This window comes from Pseudomonas sp. CGJS7, from assembly GCF_036961695.1.
Genome location: NZ_JBAMDI010000002.1, coordinates 105,938 through 120,272 on the forward strand (window position 1 = coordinate 105,938; position 14,335 = coordinate 120,272).

At 56.7% G+C, this 14,335-nt stretch carries 19 protein-coding genes and 1 tRNA gene; 5 read left to right on the plus strand and 15 right to left on the minus strand.

Going from position 1 to position 14,335, the window contains the following annotated elements:
• Positions 1-56: 56 nt before the first annotated feature.
• The 8 genes from V7787_RS01910 to V7787_RS01945 form a co-directional block, all read right to left on the minus strand.
• Positions 57-1,016, minus strand: coding sequence for a glutathione S-transferase family protein (locus tag V7787_RS01910; protein WP_020191940.1), 960 nt, complete (start codon positions 1,014-1,016; stop codon positions 57-59).
• 94 nt (positions 1,017-1,110) lie between these two features.
• Positions 1,111-2,112 (minus strand): glycosyl transferase family protein, encoded by a 1,002-nt coding sequence (locus tag V7787_RS01915; RefSeq protein WP_064491926.1) that lies wholly within the window; start codon positions 2,110-2,112, stop codon positions 1,111-1,113.
• On the minus strand, positions 2,109-2,444 hold the full coding sequence (locus tag V7787_RS01920; RefSeq protein ID WP_010954804.1) for a TusE/DsrC/DsvC family sulfur relay protein: 336 nt from the start codon (positions 2,442-2,444) through the stop codon (positions 2,109-2,111). The genes V7787_RS01915 and V7787_RS01920 overlap by 4 nt, the downstream gene beginning before the upstream one ends.
• Positions 2,441-2,737 carry a sulfurtransferase complex subunit TusB gene (gene tusB, locus V7787_RS01925; protein ID WP_064491925.1) on the minus strand — a complete coding sequence of 99 codons (297 nt, stop codon included), beginning with the start codon at positions 2,735-2,737 and terminating at the stop codon, positions 2,441-2,443. The genes V7787_RS01920 and tusB overlap by 4 nt, the downstream gene beginning before the upstream one ends.
• Entirely contained in the window at positions 2,737-3,096 is a 360-nt protein-coding gene (gene tusC / locus V7787_RS01930) for a sulfurtransferase complex subunit TusC (protein ID WP_064491924.1), read from the minus strand. Before tusC ends, tusB begins: the two co-directional genes overlap by 1 nt.
• A 1-nt stretch (position 3,097) precedes the next feature.
• Positions 3,098-3,490 carry a sulfurtransferase complex subunit TusD gene (gene tusD, locus V7787_RS01935; RefSeq protein WP_003251188.1) on the minus strand — a complete coding sequence of 131 codons (393 nt, stop codon included), beginning with the start codon at positions 3,488-3,490 and terminating at the stop codon, positions 3,098-3,100.
• A 95-nt stretch (positions 3,491-3,585) separates the two neighbouring features.
• Positions 3,586-4,965, minus strand: coding sequence for a nucleobase:cation symporter-2 family protein (locus V7787_RS01940; protein ID WP_064491923.1), 1,380 nt, complete (start codon positions 4,963-4,965; stop codon positions 3,586-3,588).
• A 163-nt stretch (positions 4,966-5,128) separates the two neighbouring features.
• On the minus strand, positions 5,129-5,800 hold the full coding sequence (locus tag V7787_RS01945; protein WP_064491922.1) for a Bax inhibitor-1/YccA family protein: 672 nt from the start codon (positions 5,798-5,800) through the stop codon (positions 5,129-5,131).
• A gap of 133 nt (positions 5,801-5,933) precedes the next feature.
• Between V7787_RS01945 and V7787_RS01950 the strand changes: the two genes are divergently transcribed.
• From V7787_RS01950 to V7787_RS01965, 4 genes are all read left to right on the plus strand, one after another.
• Positions 5,934-6,021: transfer RNA gene (locus tag V7787_RS01950), tRNA-Ser, on the plus strand.
• A gap of 259 nt (positions 6,022-6,280) precedes the next feature.
• Positions 6,281-7,381, plus strand: a complete 1,101-nt coding sequence (locus V7787_RS01955; protein WP_336085198.1) for a DUF262 domain-containing protein — start codon at positions 6,281-6,283, stop codon at positions 7,379-7,381.
• Complete coding sequence (locus tag V7787_RS01960; protein WP_336085200.1) at positions 7,378-8,091, plus strand: MAE_28990/MAE_18760 family HEPN-like nuclease; 714 nt, start codon at positions 7,378-7,380, stop codon at positions 8,089-8,091. The genes V7787_RS01955 and V7787_RS01960 overlap by 4 nt, the downstream gene beginning before the upstream one ends.
• A complete protein-coding gene (locus V7787_RS01965) occupies positions 8,091-9,149 on the plus strand; it encodes a DNA cytosine methyltransferase (protein WP_336085202.1) in 1,059 nt (352 codons plus the stop codon). Before V7787_RS01960 ends, V7787_RS01965 begins: the two co-directional genes overlap by 1 nt.
• A gap of 57 nt (positions 9,150-9,206) precedes the next feature.
• On the opposite strand, the gene V7787_RS01970 is transcribed toward V7787_RS01965, so the two are convergent.
• The 7 genes from V7787_RS01970 to V7787_RS02000 form a co-directional block, all read right to left on the minus strand.
• Complete coding sequence (locus tag V7787_RS01970) at positions 9,207-10,274, minus strand: tyrosine-type recombinase/integrase (RefSeq protein ID WP_336085204.1); 1,068 nt, start codon at positions 10,272-10,274, stop codon at positions 9,207-9,209.
• Positions 10,275-10,277: 3 nt separating this feature from the next.
• Complete coding sequence (locus V7787_RS01975; RefSeq protein WP_336085497.1) at positions 10,278-10,544, minus strand: DUF4224 domain-containing protein; 267 nt, start codon at positions 10,542-10,544, stop codon at positions 10,278-10,280.
• Positions 10,545-10,577: 33 nt separating this feature from the next.
• Positions 10,578-11,342, minus strand: coding sequence for a DNA cytosine methyltransferase (locus V7787_RS01980; protein ID WP_336085206.1), 765 nt, complete (start codon positions 11,340-11,342; stop codon positions 10,578-10,580).
• Positions 11,343-11,646: 304 nt separating this feature from the next.
• The gene (locus tag V7787_RS01985; RefSeq protein WP_336085208.1) at positions 11,647-12,144 is read right to left on the minus strand and encodes a hypothetical protein; all 498 of its coding nucleotides are present in this window, start codon (positions 12,142-12,144) and stop codon (positions 11,647-11,649) included.
• Between the two features lie 91 nt (positions 12,145-12,235).
• On the minus strand, positions 12,236-12,475 hold the full coding sequence (locus V7787_RS01990) for a pyocin activator PrtN family protein (RefSeq protein WP_174369913.1): 240 nt from the start codon (positions 12,473-12,475) through the stop codon (positions 12,236-12,238).
• Positions 12,472-12,981 carry a hypothetical protein gene (locus tag V7787_RS01995; protein WP_336085211.1) on the minus strand — a complete coding sequence of 170 codons (510 nt, stop codon included), beginning with the start codon at positions 12,979-12,981 and terminating at the stop codon, positions 12,472-12,474. The genes V7787_RS01990 and V7787_RS01995 overlap by 4 nt, the downstream gene beginning before the upstream one ends.
• A 255-nt stretch (positions 12,982-13,236) precedes the next feature.
• Positions 13,237-13,983: a LexA family protein gene (locus tag V7787_RS02000; protein WP_336085213.1), complete on the minus strand. Its 747-nt coding sequence runs from the start codon at positions 13,981-13,983 to the stop codon at positions 13,237-13,239.
• Between the two features lie 11 nt (positions 13,984-13,994).
• Here V7787_RS02000 and V7787_RS02005 point away from each other — a divergent pair, with 11 nt between their 5' ends.
• Complete coding sequence (locus V7787_RS02005; RefSeq protein ID WP_336085215.1) at positions 13,995-14,198, plus strand: helix-turn-helix domain-containing protein; 204 nt, start codon at positions 13,995-13,997, stop codon at positions 14,196-14,198.
• Positions 14,199-14,335 lie beyond the last annotated feature (137 nt).

Consider the following 14,335-nt stretch of genomic DNA (forward strand, 5'->3'; position numbering starts at 1 on the left):
GGCCCTTGTAAGAGCGGCCTTGTGTTGCGATGGGCTGCAAAGCAGCCCCGGCTTTCTCAAGCCTGCCAAATCCCTTTGCCCACCAACCGCTCTCGATCATGCGGCAAGCCAAAGTCCTGCAAAGGCCCTTTAGGCACGATCCCGTTCGGGTTGATGGTCTTGTGGCTCATGTAATAGTGCTTCTGGATATGCTCCATGTTTACCGTACCCGCCACCCCAGGCCACTGGTACAGCTCACGCAGCCAGTTCGACAGGTTGTGGTAGTCGCTCAGGCGGCGCAGGTTGCACTTGAAGTGGCCGTGGTACACGGCATCGAAGCGCACCAGTGTAGTGAACAGGCGTACATCAGCCTCGGTCAGGTACTCACCCGCCAGGTAGCGATTGCGGCCTAGCAAGGCTTCCAGGTAATCCAGCTCGTTGAACACATCGTCAAAGGCAGCCTCGTAAGCGTCTTGCGTGGTGGCAAAGCCTGCGCGGTACACGCCGTTGTTCACCGCCGGGTAAATGCGCTCGTTCAGTGCTTCGATGGTCGGGCGCAGCGATGTGGGGTAGAGGTCCAGGGTATTGCCGGTCAGCTCGTTGAACGCGCTGTTGAATATGCGGATGATTTCTGCCGACTCATTGTTGACGATGCGCTTCTCTTTCTTGTCCCACAGCACAGGCACCGTCACGCGCCCTGTGTAGTGCGGGTCATCCTGGGTGTAGCGCTGGTGCAGGTACTGCAGGGCGTCGAGGTGGTCCCCGCTGGAGCCTTGCTGCTGATCGAAGGTCCAGCCATGGTCCTGCATCAGCCAGCTGACCACCGACACGTCGATCAACGGCTCCAGGCCTTTCAGCGCGCGAAAGATCAGGGTGCGGTGGGCCCATGGGCAGGCCAGCGACACATACAGGTGGTAGCGGCCGGCCTCGGGGGCGGGCAGCTGATTGCGGCGCTGGGCATTCTCACGCTTGAACGTGCCGTCCTTGCCGTTTTCATACCACTGGTCGTGCCAGCGACCGTCGATCAATAGGCCCATGGTGAGCTCCTGAAACAAAGTTGTTTGTCGTTGGAGCCCAGTCTAGGGCAAATCGTTCGAAAAAATAGCGCAAAGATCGGGGTTCTATTATCGGCTAGATCGATCTATTTCGAGTACCCCAATAGCCTTGCGCTGTTACGAAGGCCTGCTCGCGATGCTGTCCCAGGCCACGCAGGGCCAGCGCCATGGTCGCAATCAGGGCCTTCTCGCCATAACTGTCTTCCACTTCGCCACGCCAGAACGCCAGCAAGTGCTCTGCCTGCAGGCTGGGCGGCTTGACATGGCGTCGTTCGCTCAGCGCTGGCCACTCTTCATCCCACGCCTCACCCGCCGTGGTGCCGTAGAGATGGCTGATGACATCGGGATTGACCTCGATTTCGCCGCCATCACCCTTGATCACCACCGCATGGTCGCCCAGCAAGCGGCTGGCCTCGCGGTGCACGGCCTGGTAACCGGGGTGAAAGATGCTCTGCAATCCACAGCGAGCGCCCAGCGGGTTGAGCACTCGAGCCAGCGAGTGGATGGGCGAGCGCAGGCCCAGGGTGTTGCGCAGGTCGATCATGCGTTGCAGCTGCGGCGCCCAGTCGTGCAGCGGGAAGAATGCCAGCTGGTGCTGGTCCAGCGCGTTGCCGACGGCGGCCCAGTCGCGGCACAGCGGAATCTGCAGCAGGTCGAGGAGTTGCTCTGTGTACATACGCCCGGCAGTGTGTGCGCCGCCGCCGTGCATCAGAATGCGCACGCCATTGTTGGCCAGGCACTTGGCGGCCAGCAGGTACCAGGGCAGGTGACGCTTCTTGCCGGCGTACGTGGGCCAGTCCAGGTCAACGGCGATGCGCGGCGCCTGCAGGTGGGCGCGCAAGGCCTCGGTGAAGCCGGCCAGCTCTTCGGCGCTTTCTTCCTTGTGCCGCAGCAGCATGAGGAAGGCACCGAGCTGGGTGTCTTCGACCTTGCCTTCCAGCAGCAGGGTCATGGCTGCACGGGCCTCCTCGCGGGTCAGGCCACGCGCGCCGCGCTTGCCTTTGCCGAGAATACGCACGAATTCGGCGAACGGGTGTTCGGCGGGGGTTTCCAGAGTGAGCGGACGAGGTTCGGTCATATGCAGTTGGTCGGCTTGGGCAGGCCCGCCAGCTTGGCGGCAAGTTTGGCGGGGGTGCCGTTGAACAGGCGGTTAAGGTGCGGGCTGTTGCCCTTTTCAGGGCCCAGCTTGAGGGCCGTGTACTTGATCAGCGGGCGGGTGGCCGGAGACAGCTGGTATTCCTGGTAGAACTGACGGAGCAGTTCGAGGATTTCCCAATGGTCCGCCGTCAACGGGATACCCTCGCGCTTGGCCAAAGCCTCGGCGGCGTCGTGGGACCAGTCTTGCAGGTCGACCAGGAAGCCATCCTTGTCCAGGGCGATCACCTGATCGCCAACGGTAAGCGTATTCATAGCCAGCTGTTGACCTTGTCGTATTGCAGCGACAGTTCGACGAACCCGGCGTAGTCCACGGCCTTTGCCAGGTCGTTGCCGACCGCGCGGGCCTGTACATCCTCGTCCAGGGCGAACAGGCGCTGGGCCAGGTCGGCGGCTTGCAGATGGCCATGCGGCTCGCTGCCGCTGCGCAGGGCATACACGGCATCGCCGCACAGCAGCAGGGCATCTTCGGCACCGAGCAGGCGCAGGCAACTGGCCAGGCGCTCGTCGCCAAACGGGGAATGGGCAATTACATGCAGGGTCTTCATCAGAGCGTTATCACCTGGTCGAAACGGGCTATCAGCGCGGCCAGCGCTGCGTCATCGAGCACTTGCACCGGCAGCGCCAGGGTATGGGCTGCCAGGCCACGACGGGTCAGGCTGTGGTTGCAGGCGAACAGTTCTTCGACACCGAACATCGGCAACGCCTGCAGGTTGGCGGCCAGGTTCTTCTGTTGCACGGCGGCGGGTTGCTGGTCTGGCGCGAGCTGGAACACACCATCGTCGAGGAACAGCATGCCCAACGGCAGGTCGAACGCGCCGCCAGCCAGGGCGATGTCCAGCGCCTCGCGGGCAGAGGGGCCATTCCACGGTGCCTGACGGCTGATGATCAACAAGGACTTGGCCATATCAGTCGCCTCCGAAGCAGACAAGGCGGTCGGCCACTTGCGCGGCCTCGTGCAGTTGGCCCAGCCCCGACAGTTCCCAGGGCTTGGGCAGGTTCACGGCCGGGCGCTGGTAGCGGTTGGCCTCGGCTTCGTCGAGCACGCCACGGCGCAGGGCGGCGGCGATACACACCACGGCGTCCAGCTGATGGGTCTGTATGAAGGTGCGCCACTGGCCAGCCACGTCCAGTTCGTCCTGGGGCGCGACGACGTTGGCCGAGGCACTGTGCACCCCGTCCTGATAGAAGAACAGTCGGGCAATCTCATGCCCGCCGGCCAGCACCGCCTCGGCGAAGCGCAGGGCGCGTCGCGAAGAGGGCGCATGGGCCGGGGAGAACACCGCGATAGCGAATTTCATGGCTAACTCATGCAAAGGAATGGTGCCATGATAAAGCAAAAAAGCCCGCGCCCGCTTGTGCAAGCGGGCGCGGGCTTTTCATTCAAACGCCAGGTTCAAGCCTGCTCCTTGCCCTCTGGCAAGAACCAGTTCAGCACCAGCGCACAAATCCCCCCGGTAGCCACACCCGACTCCAGCACATTGCGAATCGCTGCCGGCATGTGCGCCAGGAATTCCGGCACCTGCGCCACACCCAGGCCCAGTGCCAACGACACGGCAATAATCAGCAGCGCCCGACGGTCCAGCCGGGTGCTGGCCAGAATATTGATCCCCGACGCAGCAACCGCACCAAACATGACCATCGCCGCGCCGCCCAGCACCGGCTCCGGCACGGCCTGAATCACCCCGGCAACACTCGGGAACAGACCCAGCAACACCAGCATGACGGCAATCCACATACCGATATGACGGCTGGCAATACCGGTCAGCTGAATCACCCCGTTGTTCTGGGCAAAGATCGAGCTAGGAAAGGTGTTGAACAGACCGGCCAGCAGCGAGTTGGCGCCATTGACCAGCACGCCCCCCCTGATCCGCTGCATCCACACTGGCCCTTCGACCGGCTGGCGCGACACCTTGCTGGTGGCGGTAACGTCACCGATGGCTTCCAGCGAAGTGACCAGATAGATCACCAGCATCGGAATGAACAGCGCCCACGAGAAGCCCAAGCCAAAGTGCAGTGGTGTCGGCACCTGGAACAGCGCGGCCTCGTGCATGCCGGTAAAGTCCAGGCGGCCCAGGTATCCGGCCAGCGCATAGCCGACCGCCAGGGCGATGACGATGGCGCAGCTGCGCATCCACACCACCGGGATACGGTTGAGAACGACGATGATCGCCAGTACCACGCCCGACATCAGCAGGTTTTCGCCATTGGCAAAGGTGCCATTGGCCATGGCTCCAAAACCACCGCCCATGCTGATCAGGCCGACCTTGATCAGCGTCAGGCCGATCATCAACACCACGATGCCGGTCACCAGCGGGGTGATCAGGCGTTTGACGAAGGGCAGGATGCGCGACACGCCCATCTCGACGAACGAGCCTGCGATTACTACGCCAAAAATAGCTGCCATTACGCCCTCAACCGGCGTGCCTTGCTTGACCATCAGCGCACCGCCGGCAATCAGCGGGCCGACGAAGTTGAAGCTGGTACCCTGAACGATCAGCAGCCCCGCGCCAAATGGGCCGAAGCGTTTGCACTGGACGAAGGTGGCGATACCCGAGATCACCAGCGACATCGAAACGATCAAATTGGTATCACGTGCAGATACACCCAACGCCTGGCAGATCAGCAGGCCAGGGGTGACGATCGGCACGATGATCGCCAGCAGGTGCTGCAGGGCTGCCAGCAGGCCGATCAACAGCCGTGGCTTGTCCTCCAGACCAAGCACCAGTTCATTGGCAGGCGCCGCTGCGCCTGGGCTGTGTTCGTGTGAGCTCATTGCTGAAAGCCGCCCCGGAAGAAAAAAGGAGCGCATTCTACGGGGTGATGGCGGATAGCGGTAGAGAAAACGGGATGACGGCCCGAGCATCTTGCAGCTCAACCCATTTCCAGCGCCCACAAAAAAGCCCGCCGAAGCGGGCTTCTTGCGGTACAGCAATCAATCAGTCATCGCGACCCATGATGCCAAACAACTGCAGCAGGCTGACAAACAGGTTGTAGATCGACACATACAGGCTGATGGTTGCCATGATGTAGTTACGTTCGCCACCATGAATGATCGCGCTGGTCTGGAACAGTATGCAGACCGACGAGAACAGCACGAAGCCAGCGCTGATTGCCAGTTGCAGGCCGCTGATCTGGAAGAAGAAGCTGGCAACGACAGCACCCAGCAGAACGAAGAAACCTGCAGTGATGAAGCCGCTGAGGAAGCTCATGTCCTTGCGGGTGATCAGCACGTAGGCCGACAGACCACCAAATACCAGCGCAGTCATGGCGAACGCGGAGCTCACTACCTCGGCGCCACCGGCCATGCCCAGGTAGCGGTTGAGGATCGGGCCGAGGATGAAGCCCATGAAGCCGGTAAGCGCGAAGGTGGACACCAGGCCCCAGGCCGAATCACGCAGTTTGTTGGTAAGGAAGAACAGCCCGTAGAAGCCGATCAGCACCACGAACACGTTCGGGTAGCCGACGCGCAGCTGCTGGGCAACGAAAGCCATGACACCGCTGAAGGCGAGAGTAAGCGCCAGCAGGCTGTACGTGTTGCGCAGGACCTTGCTGATCTCCTGCTGCTCGACCTGCTGGCCGTGGTGGACGGCGTAATCCTGTTCGCGCATGGCGACACTCCTTGGTAAACCTGTGGTTTCGGACGTTCAGATGCTAGGAGTCTATCAGAGCTCCTGCAACCCGCGACACAGAGAGTTTGACAGCGTGTTTCATTAAGGTATTATGGCGGCCGCAAAACGAGCTGGAAGCGTGGCCGAGTGGTTTAAGGCAACGGTCTTGAAAACCGTCGATGGGCAACTATCCTAGAGTTCGAATCTCTACGCTTCCGCCATATTCAAAGCCCTGATTATTCAGGGCTTTTTGCGTTTTTGGGGCATGGAAAATCTAGCGACTAGCCACCTCGGCATTTCCGCATCCCTGCCATCGTTTCCGCAAAGAGATGGTACGATTCCACCGTCCGTTGCCGGATTCTACGATACCGACGCCACACGAGGCTCCTTCCAAGGGGGCTGAGAAGGCGGCTGCAGGTTAAGCCCGCAACGAGGTGATGAGCCACTGCACTGATTCAACCGGGTATTAAGGAGAACGAAATGGCACGAATTCGCAGGAGCGTAGAGCCCAGCATTGAACAGAAGCGCGAAGCTGAAGCTGCTGTGTCTGTTGTCGCTCGTCAAGTAAAATTCAACGTCGCCGAATACCCTGTTTCGATGTATGTTGGTCGTTTTGCTAATGATACTACAGACCGTTATTTTGTTCCGACTTACCAGCGTAATCTGGCTTGGAGTGATGAACAAAAATCGCAGTTTATAGAGTCGTTAGTGGTTGGTCTGCCGATCCCGTTTATGTTTTTTTATCAAACGGAAGACGGAAGGATGGAAATCGTAGATGGCTCTCAGCGGATGCGAGCCATGAGATCTTTTTTGAGAGAAGGTCTGCGTCTGCGTGATCTAGTTTTAGTTCCGGAGCTGAATGGCTTCTCATTTGCGGATTTGCCAAGCGATCGTAGAAATAAACTAGAAGACATTACCATCCGTACAATCATCCTAGATACTGACACGGACCCTTCGACAAGGGCAGAAATGTTTGCCCGTATTAACCGGATGGGTACTACTGCTAACGAGGCAGAGATCCGGCGCGGCTCGCTCCCAGGGCCTGTAACTCAACTGATTTCTGACTTGGCCGAAGACAGTCGCTTCATAGAAATGACGCCTTTGACTTCTAAGGCCGTTAGCCAACGGGAACGAGAGGAATTAGTAACTCGTTTCTTTGCATATCTGCATAAAAATGATACTCCGGAAGGACGTTTTCCGGGGTATAGAGATCGACCTAAGAAGTTTTTGTATGACTATCTGAAAGAGGCGAACGCTACGGCTGAGGAGCATCCGCATGTTTTAGAAGATATGCGTGAAGAGTTTTTCCGTATGCTAGATTTTGTTCAGAATACATTCGTTCAGGGTTTTCGGAAATCGGTTACGGCGAATACCGTGCCGCGCGTGCGTTTTGAGGCCATTTCAATTGGGTCGGCTCTAGCACTCCGGAGCCATCCAAGGTTGAATTTGGATGCAGGCCTAGTCGCCGATCGGATGAAGCATGCTGACTTTGATGGTGTTGTTGTCTCAGATGGTGCCAACGTTCGATCCAAGTTAGAAGGCCGGATCGATCTTGTGATTCGTATGCTGGAGGCTGCATGACGACTCTGCAAGCAGCCTTGATAGAGCGAAAAGAAGAATTTGATATGCACTTGGGCTTGGCTCAAGCACTAGATCGACGCCTATTCGAAGGCGGAGGGGCATCTATTGGTGAAACAGCATTGACCGCTCGTCACTTGCTCACCATTAAATCTGGTCTAGTTGTTCATCTCTACAATATAGTAGAGGCAGTCATGACTCGAACAATACAGGATGTGGGAGCTGCGGTTCAGAGTACCCCACCTTCTGAGTGGTCTAATGATACGTTAAAAGAATGGCTTCGTTTCCATGCTTCAACAGGTATTGATGGTAGCGAAGATACTCGATTGGATGTGGTTCACAAGGCGGCACTTAAACTGCTGACCAAGGAGCCGATAGAGGATCTTAGTTTTAAAAAGCCTTCAGGTACATGGTCTGATAAGATTATTTTTACGTTTTCGCGACGATTGAATGTTGAGTTTAGGCTGACTCCAACGGTTGCTAGAAAAATGGCTAAATCCGCCAAGTACGGAGACAAGACTCCTCTTGAATTTTTGGCGGATCGGCGTAATGCGATTGCTCATGGACGACGCTCGTTTGAAGAGGGTGCCAATGATTTGTCCTTGCAAGACATACAAGAGCTGTCAGAAGCAGCTCTTGATTATATGGAGCTTGCTATTGCTGCATTTCAAAGGTTTGTCGATGATAGGCGGTTTGTGGCGGCAGCGGTTTGATGCGAAATAAAGATATAGTTGCAGTTGACCTTTTTTGCGGGGTTGGAGGATTAACCTACGGCCTGCAAAGCGCGGGTGTGTCTGTCAAGCTCGGTGTAGATATCGATCCTAACTGCGCGCATCCGATCGAGAAAAATACCAATGCGAAGTTCTTGCAAGCTGACGTAGCATCTCTTGATCCCCAAGTGCTGAAAAATGTCTTGGGTAGCGGGGGCGTTACGCTTATTGCAGGTTGTGCTCCTTGTCAGCCATTTTCCACATATTCGCGCGCTGCCAAGCAGCGGCACGGTAATGAGGCCGGCACCAATAAGAGTGAAGATTGGCGACTTGTGGAGCATTTTGGCAATCTTATTCGTGCCGCCCAGCCTGACTTGGTAACGATGGAAAATGTTCCGCCGTTAGCTCAGCAAGAAGTCTTTAAGAACTTTCTGAAATCTCTTGAAGGCTACTGGGTTGACTGGAAAGTAATTGAGTGTCAAATGATTGGGTTGCCACAGACCCGTAAGCGCTTGGTGCTAGTTGCGTCGAAGCTCGGGCCAATCCGGATTCCTGATTATGCCTTACCTGTGAGAACTGTGCGTTCCACCATTGGGGACCTCCCAGCTATCAGTGCTGGGGGGGTAGATTCCGAGGATCGGCTTCATAGGGCTAGTCGATTAAGCGATAAAAATCTGGAGAGGATTAAGTCTTCGGTCCCAGGAGGGACTTGGAGAGATTGGCCAGATCATCTTAGGTCTTCGTGCCATGTAAAAGAAAGCGGGGCGACATTCCCTTCTGTTTATGGGCGGATGGAGTGGGATGCAGCTGCGCCAACCATCACTACTCAGTGCTTTGGTTATGGTAATGGCCGTTTTGGTCATCCGGTACAGGACCGTGCTATCAGTCTGCGTGAAGCGGCTATGCTTCAGGGTTTCCCGCGTGACTACTCATTTATCCCTGAAGGGGAGCCTGTAAGCTTTGCAAAGGTAGGGAGGCTGATCGGTAATGCTGTCCCCGTAACATTGGGGGCTGTAATTGGCGATTTATTGATAACTCACGTCTCTCAACAATTAGGCTAGGTTTTGTGGCGAAAATCAATAATTTGAACTTCGCCACAAATTGTATTATGAAATTTTCTATCGAGTGGGTTTCACAACTTCACCAATGCGCCTGTAAACTGTTTCCGTTATTCTTTTATCCGAATGCCCTAACAGTCTGCTTGCGTGTACCAAATCATTGATTTCGCTTGCTGCCTTTGGGCGAATGTCCCTGAATTGAAACTGACGAATTTGCTCGGCCAGTATCTTATCCTCATCTATAAGGGCATATCCAATCGCGGTCTTCCTAGCATCGTCGAAGCGAAGTCGAAGCATGGAGGCGGTGACAGCTCTACCGTCTTGTGTTGTGATCAGGTAGGGGTTTCGAACTCCGCGCTCTTTCCGCTGAGTCAACAGACGCTCTACGAGTTGGCCGAGTTGGTTTACCTGGTCCTCGGCGCGGAGCTCAATTCGCAGCTTCTTGGACGTCTTGCTCTGTGCGACCTGAAGGTATACGTCATTGCAATCTGTGGCCCTCATAGAGAGAACGTCGGCCGGCCGCTGGCCGGTCAAGTATGCCAGATCCATAGCGTCGCGTAGCTCGCTTGCAGCACGATAGTAAACGGCGTTCCAGATCTCCGGTCCGGCATAGAAGTCACGGGGGCGCTCTTTGTTCTTGCGAACGCCAGCAGCAGGGTTTTCCCTTTCGGTAACGCCCCATTCCCGCGCCATATTATAAATGTGCGATAGAAGGGAGATCTCTCGGTTAGCGCGGACTTTGCCTGATCGCTTGTCTCGGTACTGAGCGATTATTTGAGGAGTGATTGCGTCGATCGGTGCATCACTGAACGCTGCGCGAAGTTGCCTCAAAGAGAGTAAGTTATCTTTTTGTGTACGTGGCATTTTGCCAGGGATGACATCACGCTCATACCGATTGAAGACGTCGCCGAGCAGGCGAGTGATTTTCGGCACTGCCTTGCGGTCGAGCTTGGCCCATTCAATTTTCGCCACATCCAAGTCCGTACCGAGCGGGACCTCAATGCGCTTACCACTCTCATCACGACCGTCGTAGTAATAGCCAACCCATTGTTTCCCGCTTTTCAAGGTGCGGACCCGCCGTAACATCCGCGGAGGCAGGTCTCGGTTGCTCGCTTTCTTAAAGCGCATTTATCAACTCACTCGTGTCAGGTCGAACGTCCAGGTATCGGTCACTGCGTTCGCTTCAGATGCGTTCAATCCGGCCAGCTTGAGGCGGGCATATAGACGGCCCACTACCGGGCGTCGGGCACCACTTAATACATGCTTCCAACCGTTCGAAGCGAGCCACTGAATTTGTCTGGAAGGAGTCAGATAGCCGGTAATGGTGGCTATCTCATCTTCCGTTAGCAGCTCCCCGGGAAATGAAACGAGGGCGGCTGAGATGTCGCTCGAGGTCATTGCTGGGTTCGTTTCCTTCATGACATCACCTCACTACTGCCCTGAAGCCAACCGGTAGAATGCTGTCGCTGCCACTCGCGGAACCTGTCCATTTCCAAGGGCTTTAAGTCGGTCCACCCTAAAGGCCACCCCATCAGCCACTCGACCCATGTCGGGTTCAATTGGCCACCGTGAAGGGCCATCACCGCGTGGTCTAACCGATCCTTCGAGCGGCTGGCGCCCGACCTGCGTTGGAGTGCGTTGGGTGATGAGCCTTTGGACATGCTCGCGACTGGGGTTGGCCAGGATTGGAGAGCGGGTGTCGTTTCTCCATCCAAGTAGCCAGATGCGCTCGCGTCTATGGGGCGCTCCGAGATCTGCCGCTGATATAAGACACCATTCCGAGTCGTACCCCATTTGGGTAAGGTCACCAACGACCATGGCAAGTCCTCGGTCCACAAGCATTGGTGAGTTCTCCAGGAACACCTCTTCGGGCAGTACTTCGCTGATGATTCGCGCCATGTCCTTCCAAAGCCCAGAGCGAGCCCCTTCGATTCCGGTGCCAGGGCCGGCACTGGAAATGTCTTGGCACGGAAAGCCGCCAGAAATGACATTAACAAGGCCTCGCCAGCGTCGGCCGTCAAAGCTGCGCACGTCAGACCAAATTGGGAAAGGCGGAAGAGCTCCATCGTTCTGTCGTTGCGCCAGAACTTGTGCGGCGTAGGCATCACGTTCAACTGCGCAGATCGTGCGCCATCCCAAAATGTGCCCGGCAAGAACTCCTCCACCAGCACCTGCGAAAAGAGCCAGCTCATTCATATTGTTCCCGCAGGTTGGGCAGTTTGGCTGGCCTCATTGAGCTGTCTACCTACCTGCTTACTGGCAAGCTCGAATAGCTCCCCCATGGAAACTGGCGTGAGCGCTTGCTCGCAATTGCACACGGCGTCAAACCGAGTGCGGTACAGCCCGGCCTGGCCGAGCCAAGCGACGGCGTGATACTCCGCATCGGAGTCGGGGTATGGCGCCCCTGACCTTTCGCCTTGCGAGCCGAGCTTGCATTTCTTGCAGGTGTGATAGCCGCCGTCGTAAGGGGCTAAGGTCTCCCAGGAGTGCTTATTCGTGCTCACGCTGCAGTCCCCGCACTAGCGGCGCTCGCCGGTGTTTCGCGGAGCTGAACGTGTATGCGCTTAGCCAAGTTACCCAGCCCGGTGGCTTGCAGGCCGGCGCGAGATGCCTGCTGAGTTGCCTTCATTGCAATTAGCGTCCGCTCAGTTAAATTCAGGGTTTCGATGGCGCTGATGACCAGCTCGAAATCGGCCCTAGTAACTGCTAACCCTGTGTACGACATGATTCGGGCTTCCAGCTCTCGGATGTTGTCTTTTAGATTTGCAATAGCTGATTGATGCTTGCGCTGGCCTGTCTCGGCTTGAATACGTGCCTCGTCCAGATCGTCCTGAAGGCTTTTTATCCGCAGTTTTAGCTCAGCTTTCAGGGTCTGTTTGCCGGTGTCCAAGCCTCTTTTGAAGGCGCGTTGGCGCGCCTTCGCAAAAAGGAAAGGTAGGATGGCCAAGGTCGTCAGCCAGATGATGCCGATGGCGAGAACTTGCTGATGCGGTTGCATATGCTGTGCTCCAAAGTGCCCAGCACCGGCCGGAAGTGTGGTGGTGGCCTGGTGCTGGATGCGTTGCCCCTGATGGCCGGGGCTGCCTGTGTTAGCTCGTCTTCTGCGCTTGGGTGTCGAGGTAGTCGGCAAGGTCGTGCAGGTAAATCACGTACTGCGCTCGGACCGAGTGGTGTAGCTTTTTAGGGTTCAACCCAATCTTTCCGGCGTTGATCAGTTCCCTGAATCGGCGGTCTGTTTTGATATGTGGAAAGTAGTGTTCTCGCACGGCAGTCAAGGTTGGGCAGGGAGTGCCCCATTGCTTGAACAGTTGCCCAAACGTGCCCGTCATTGGCGGTCCCCGTACCCCTCAGGGGGGTGGCCGAGCCTGGTTCGTACTGCATTCGCAAGCGTGAGCTTGCAACTGCCGTACGCAGTCATGCAGATATCGCCCTGCTCATTAGTTACAACGATGCCGAAGGGCTGGTTTTCGTCCGTGGTGGGAGTGATGTAAGCGCGCAGGCCTTCAGGTAACACATCGCTCACGCAGTCGAGCGCTTCCATCAAGGCGATGGCGCGCTGGGTCTGTTGGCCCGACTCAGTTCGGCCATTGGCCACGTCCTGCAGGAAGTTGCGAAGGGCCATGTACTTGGTCGAGTCGCCGCGCCGCAGGGTGATTGAGCCCGTATAGGGGCCAAAGCGCACCTGCAGGTGGTGGTCGCGGTCGTCGTTCTCAACCTGGATGTGGGCGTCGAGAGAGGTTTCAGGGCGGCTCAGGGGGCAGGTGGTGTTGCCGCCATTCTCCAGCGTGCGCTCCAGCAGCATCACGCGGCGCAGCTTGATTGTGAAATCACTCATGCCGCACCCCCGTTAGGTACGGCGCGAACGTGCCCGGATGGAGTGACGATCAGTTGCAGGCCGGTGAAGCGTTGAAACGCCTCAATCGTGGCTGGGCGGGTGCAGGTGGTGGGGTGCAAGTAAACCTTGCACCCGTTTCGGAGCTGTGCAGTTGGCATTTCTGGACCTCAGTGGTGAGAGGGTTGCGGTCCAGACAATACTTAAACGAATTTGGACGGTCAATACCTATTCGTATTGATTCATGTGGGCGGTAGGTCAGAAAATTTCCAGCTTGGAGATGACCACGCCGCAGATTAATGCGTCTTCGGGTAGCTCGATAATAGGGTCAGGCCAGGACGGGTTAAGCGGCTTGAGGAACCGTCGTGCTCCCTCAAAGACAACTTGCTTAAAGGTCGCTTCCTTGCTGTCGGCCAGCTTGGCAATCACAAGCGATCCATTCTCGTAGTCTTTATTGGGGTCGACATAAATGATGTCCCCCTCCATGAACGACCGTCGTTCGTGGGGGTTGAACATCGACAAGCCTCGCACCCGCAGTGCGAACGTGGCGCTGCTATGGGATACAGCGCATGGCAACCAGTTTTCTACATCCTGTAGCTCGAGCACATCCTGCATTTCACACCACGATCCCGCTTGTACCCAAGAAATCAGCGGGACGAATCCGCGTATACGGGGGCCTGGTTCGATATTCGAGTTAGGTCCAGTGACCATCTCAGGCGCTTCGCCGCCTTTCCAAAGCCACTCACTTGTAACGCCCAAGGCTTTTGCCAGCTTTTCAACGTTGGCTTGGCGAGGGCTGGCAGAGGTACCCGTAAGGATCCGATGGATCGTCGGTTGGGGGACGCCTGAACGTCTGCCCAATTCCCCCTCGGACCACTCAAGTTCATGCATTCGCTGTGCTACGCGCTTTCCTATCACGGCCTTTGCTCTGATTCGTTTTCGTATCGGAATTGTATTGTCACGCGTAATTCGTTTGGGTATTATCCTTCCAATTCGATAACGCATCGGTGGGTGCAATGACCATTCAAGAGATGCTTAAAAAACTGATTGAGTTGGGCTTTTCGCAGCGCGCGATTGCAGATCGTGTCGGTGTGACACAGCCAACGATCTACCGCGCCACAAAGGGCGCAGCTGTCCGCTATGAGGTGGGTAAGGCTATTGAGCTGTTCTATGAAGAGCAACAAAGATTGCTGAAAAACAGCAGAAGTAAGGACGACTGAGCTAGGGCCTCTCACCACAAGAATTCCCTAGCTCAGCGTGAACGGCGCATAGCGCCGATGTACCCCGCCATCCGGTCGCCTCTCACCACAAGATCCGACGGATGACTAGAACCGCGTGAAATGCCCGCACAGCACGC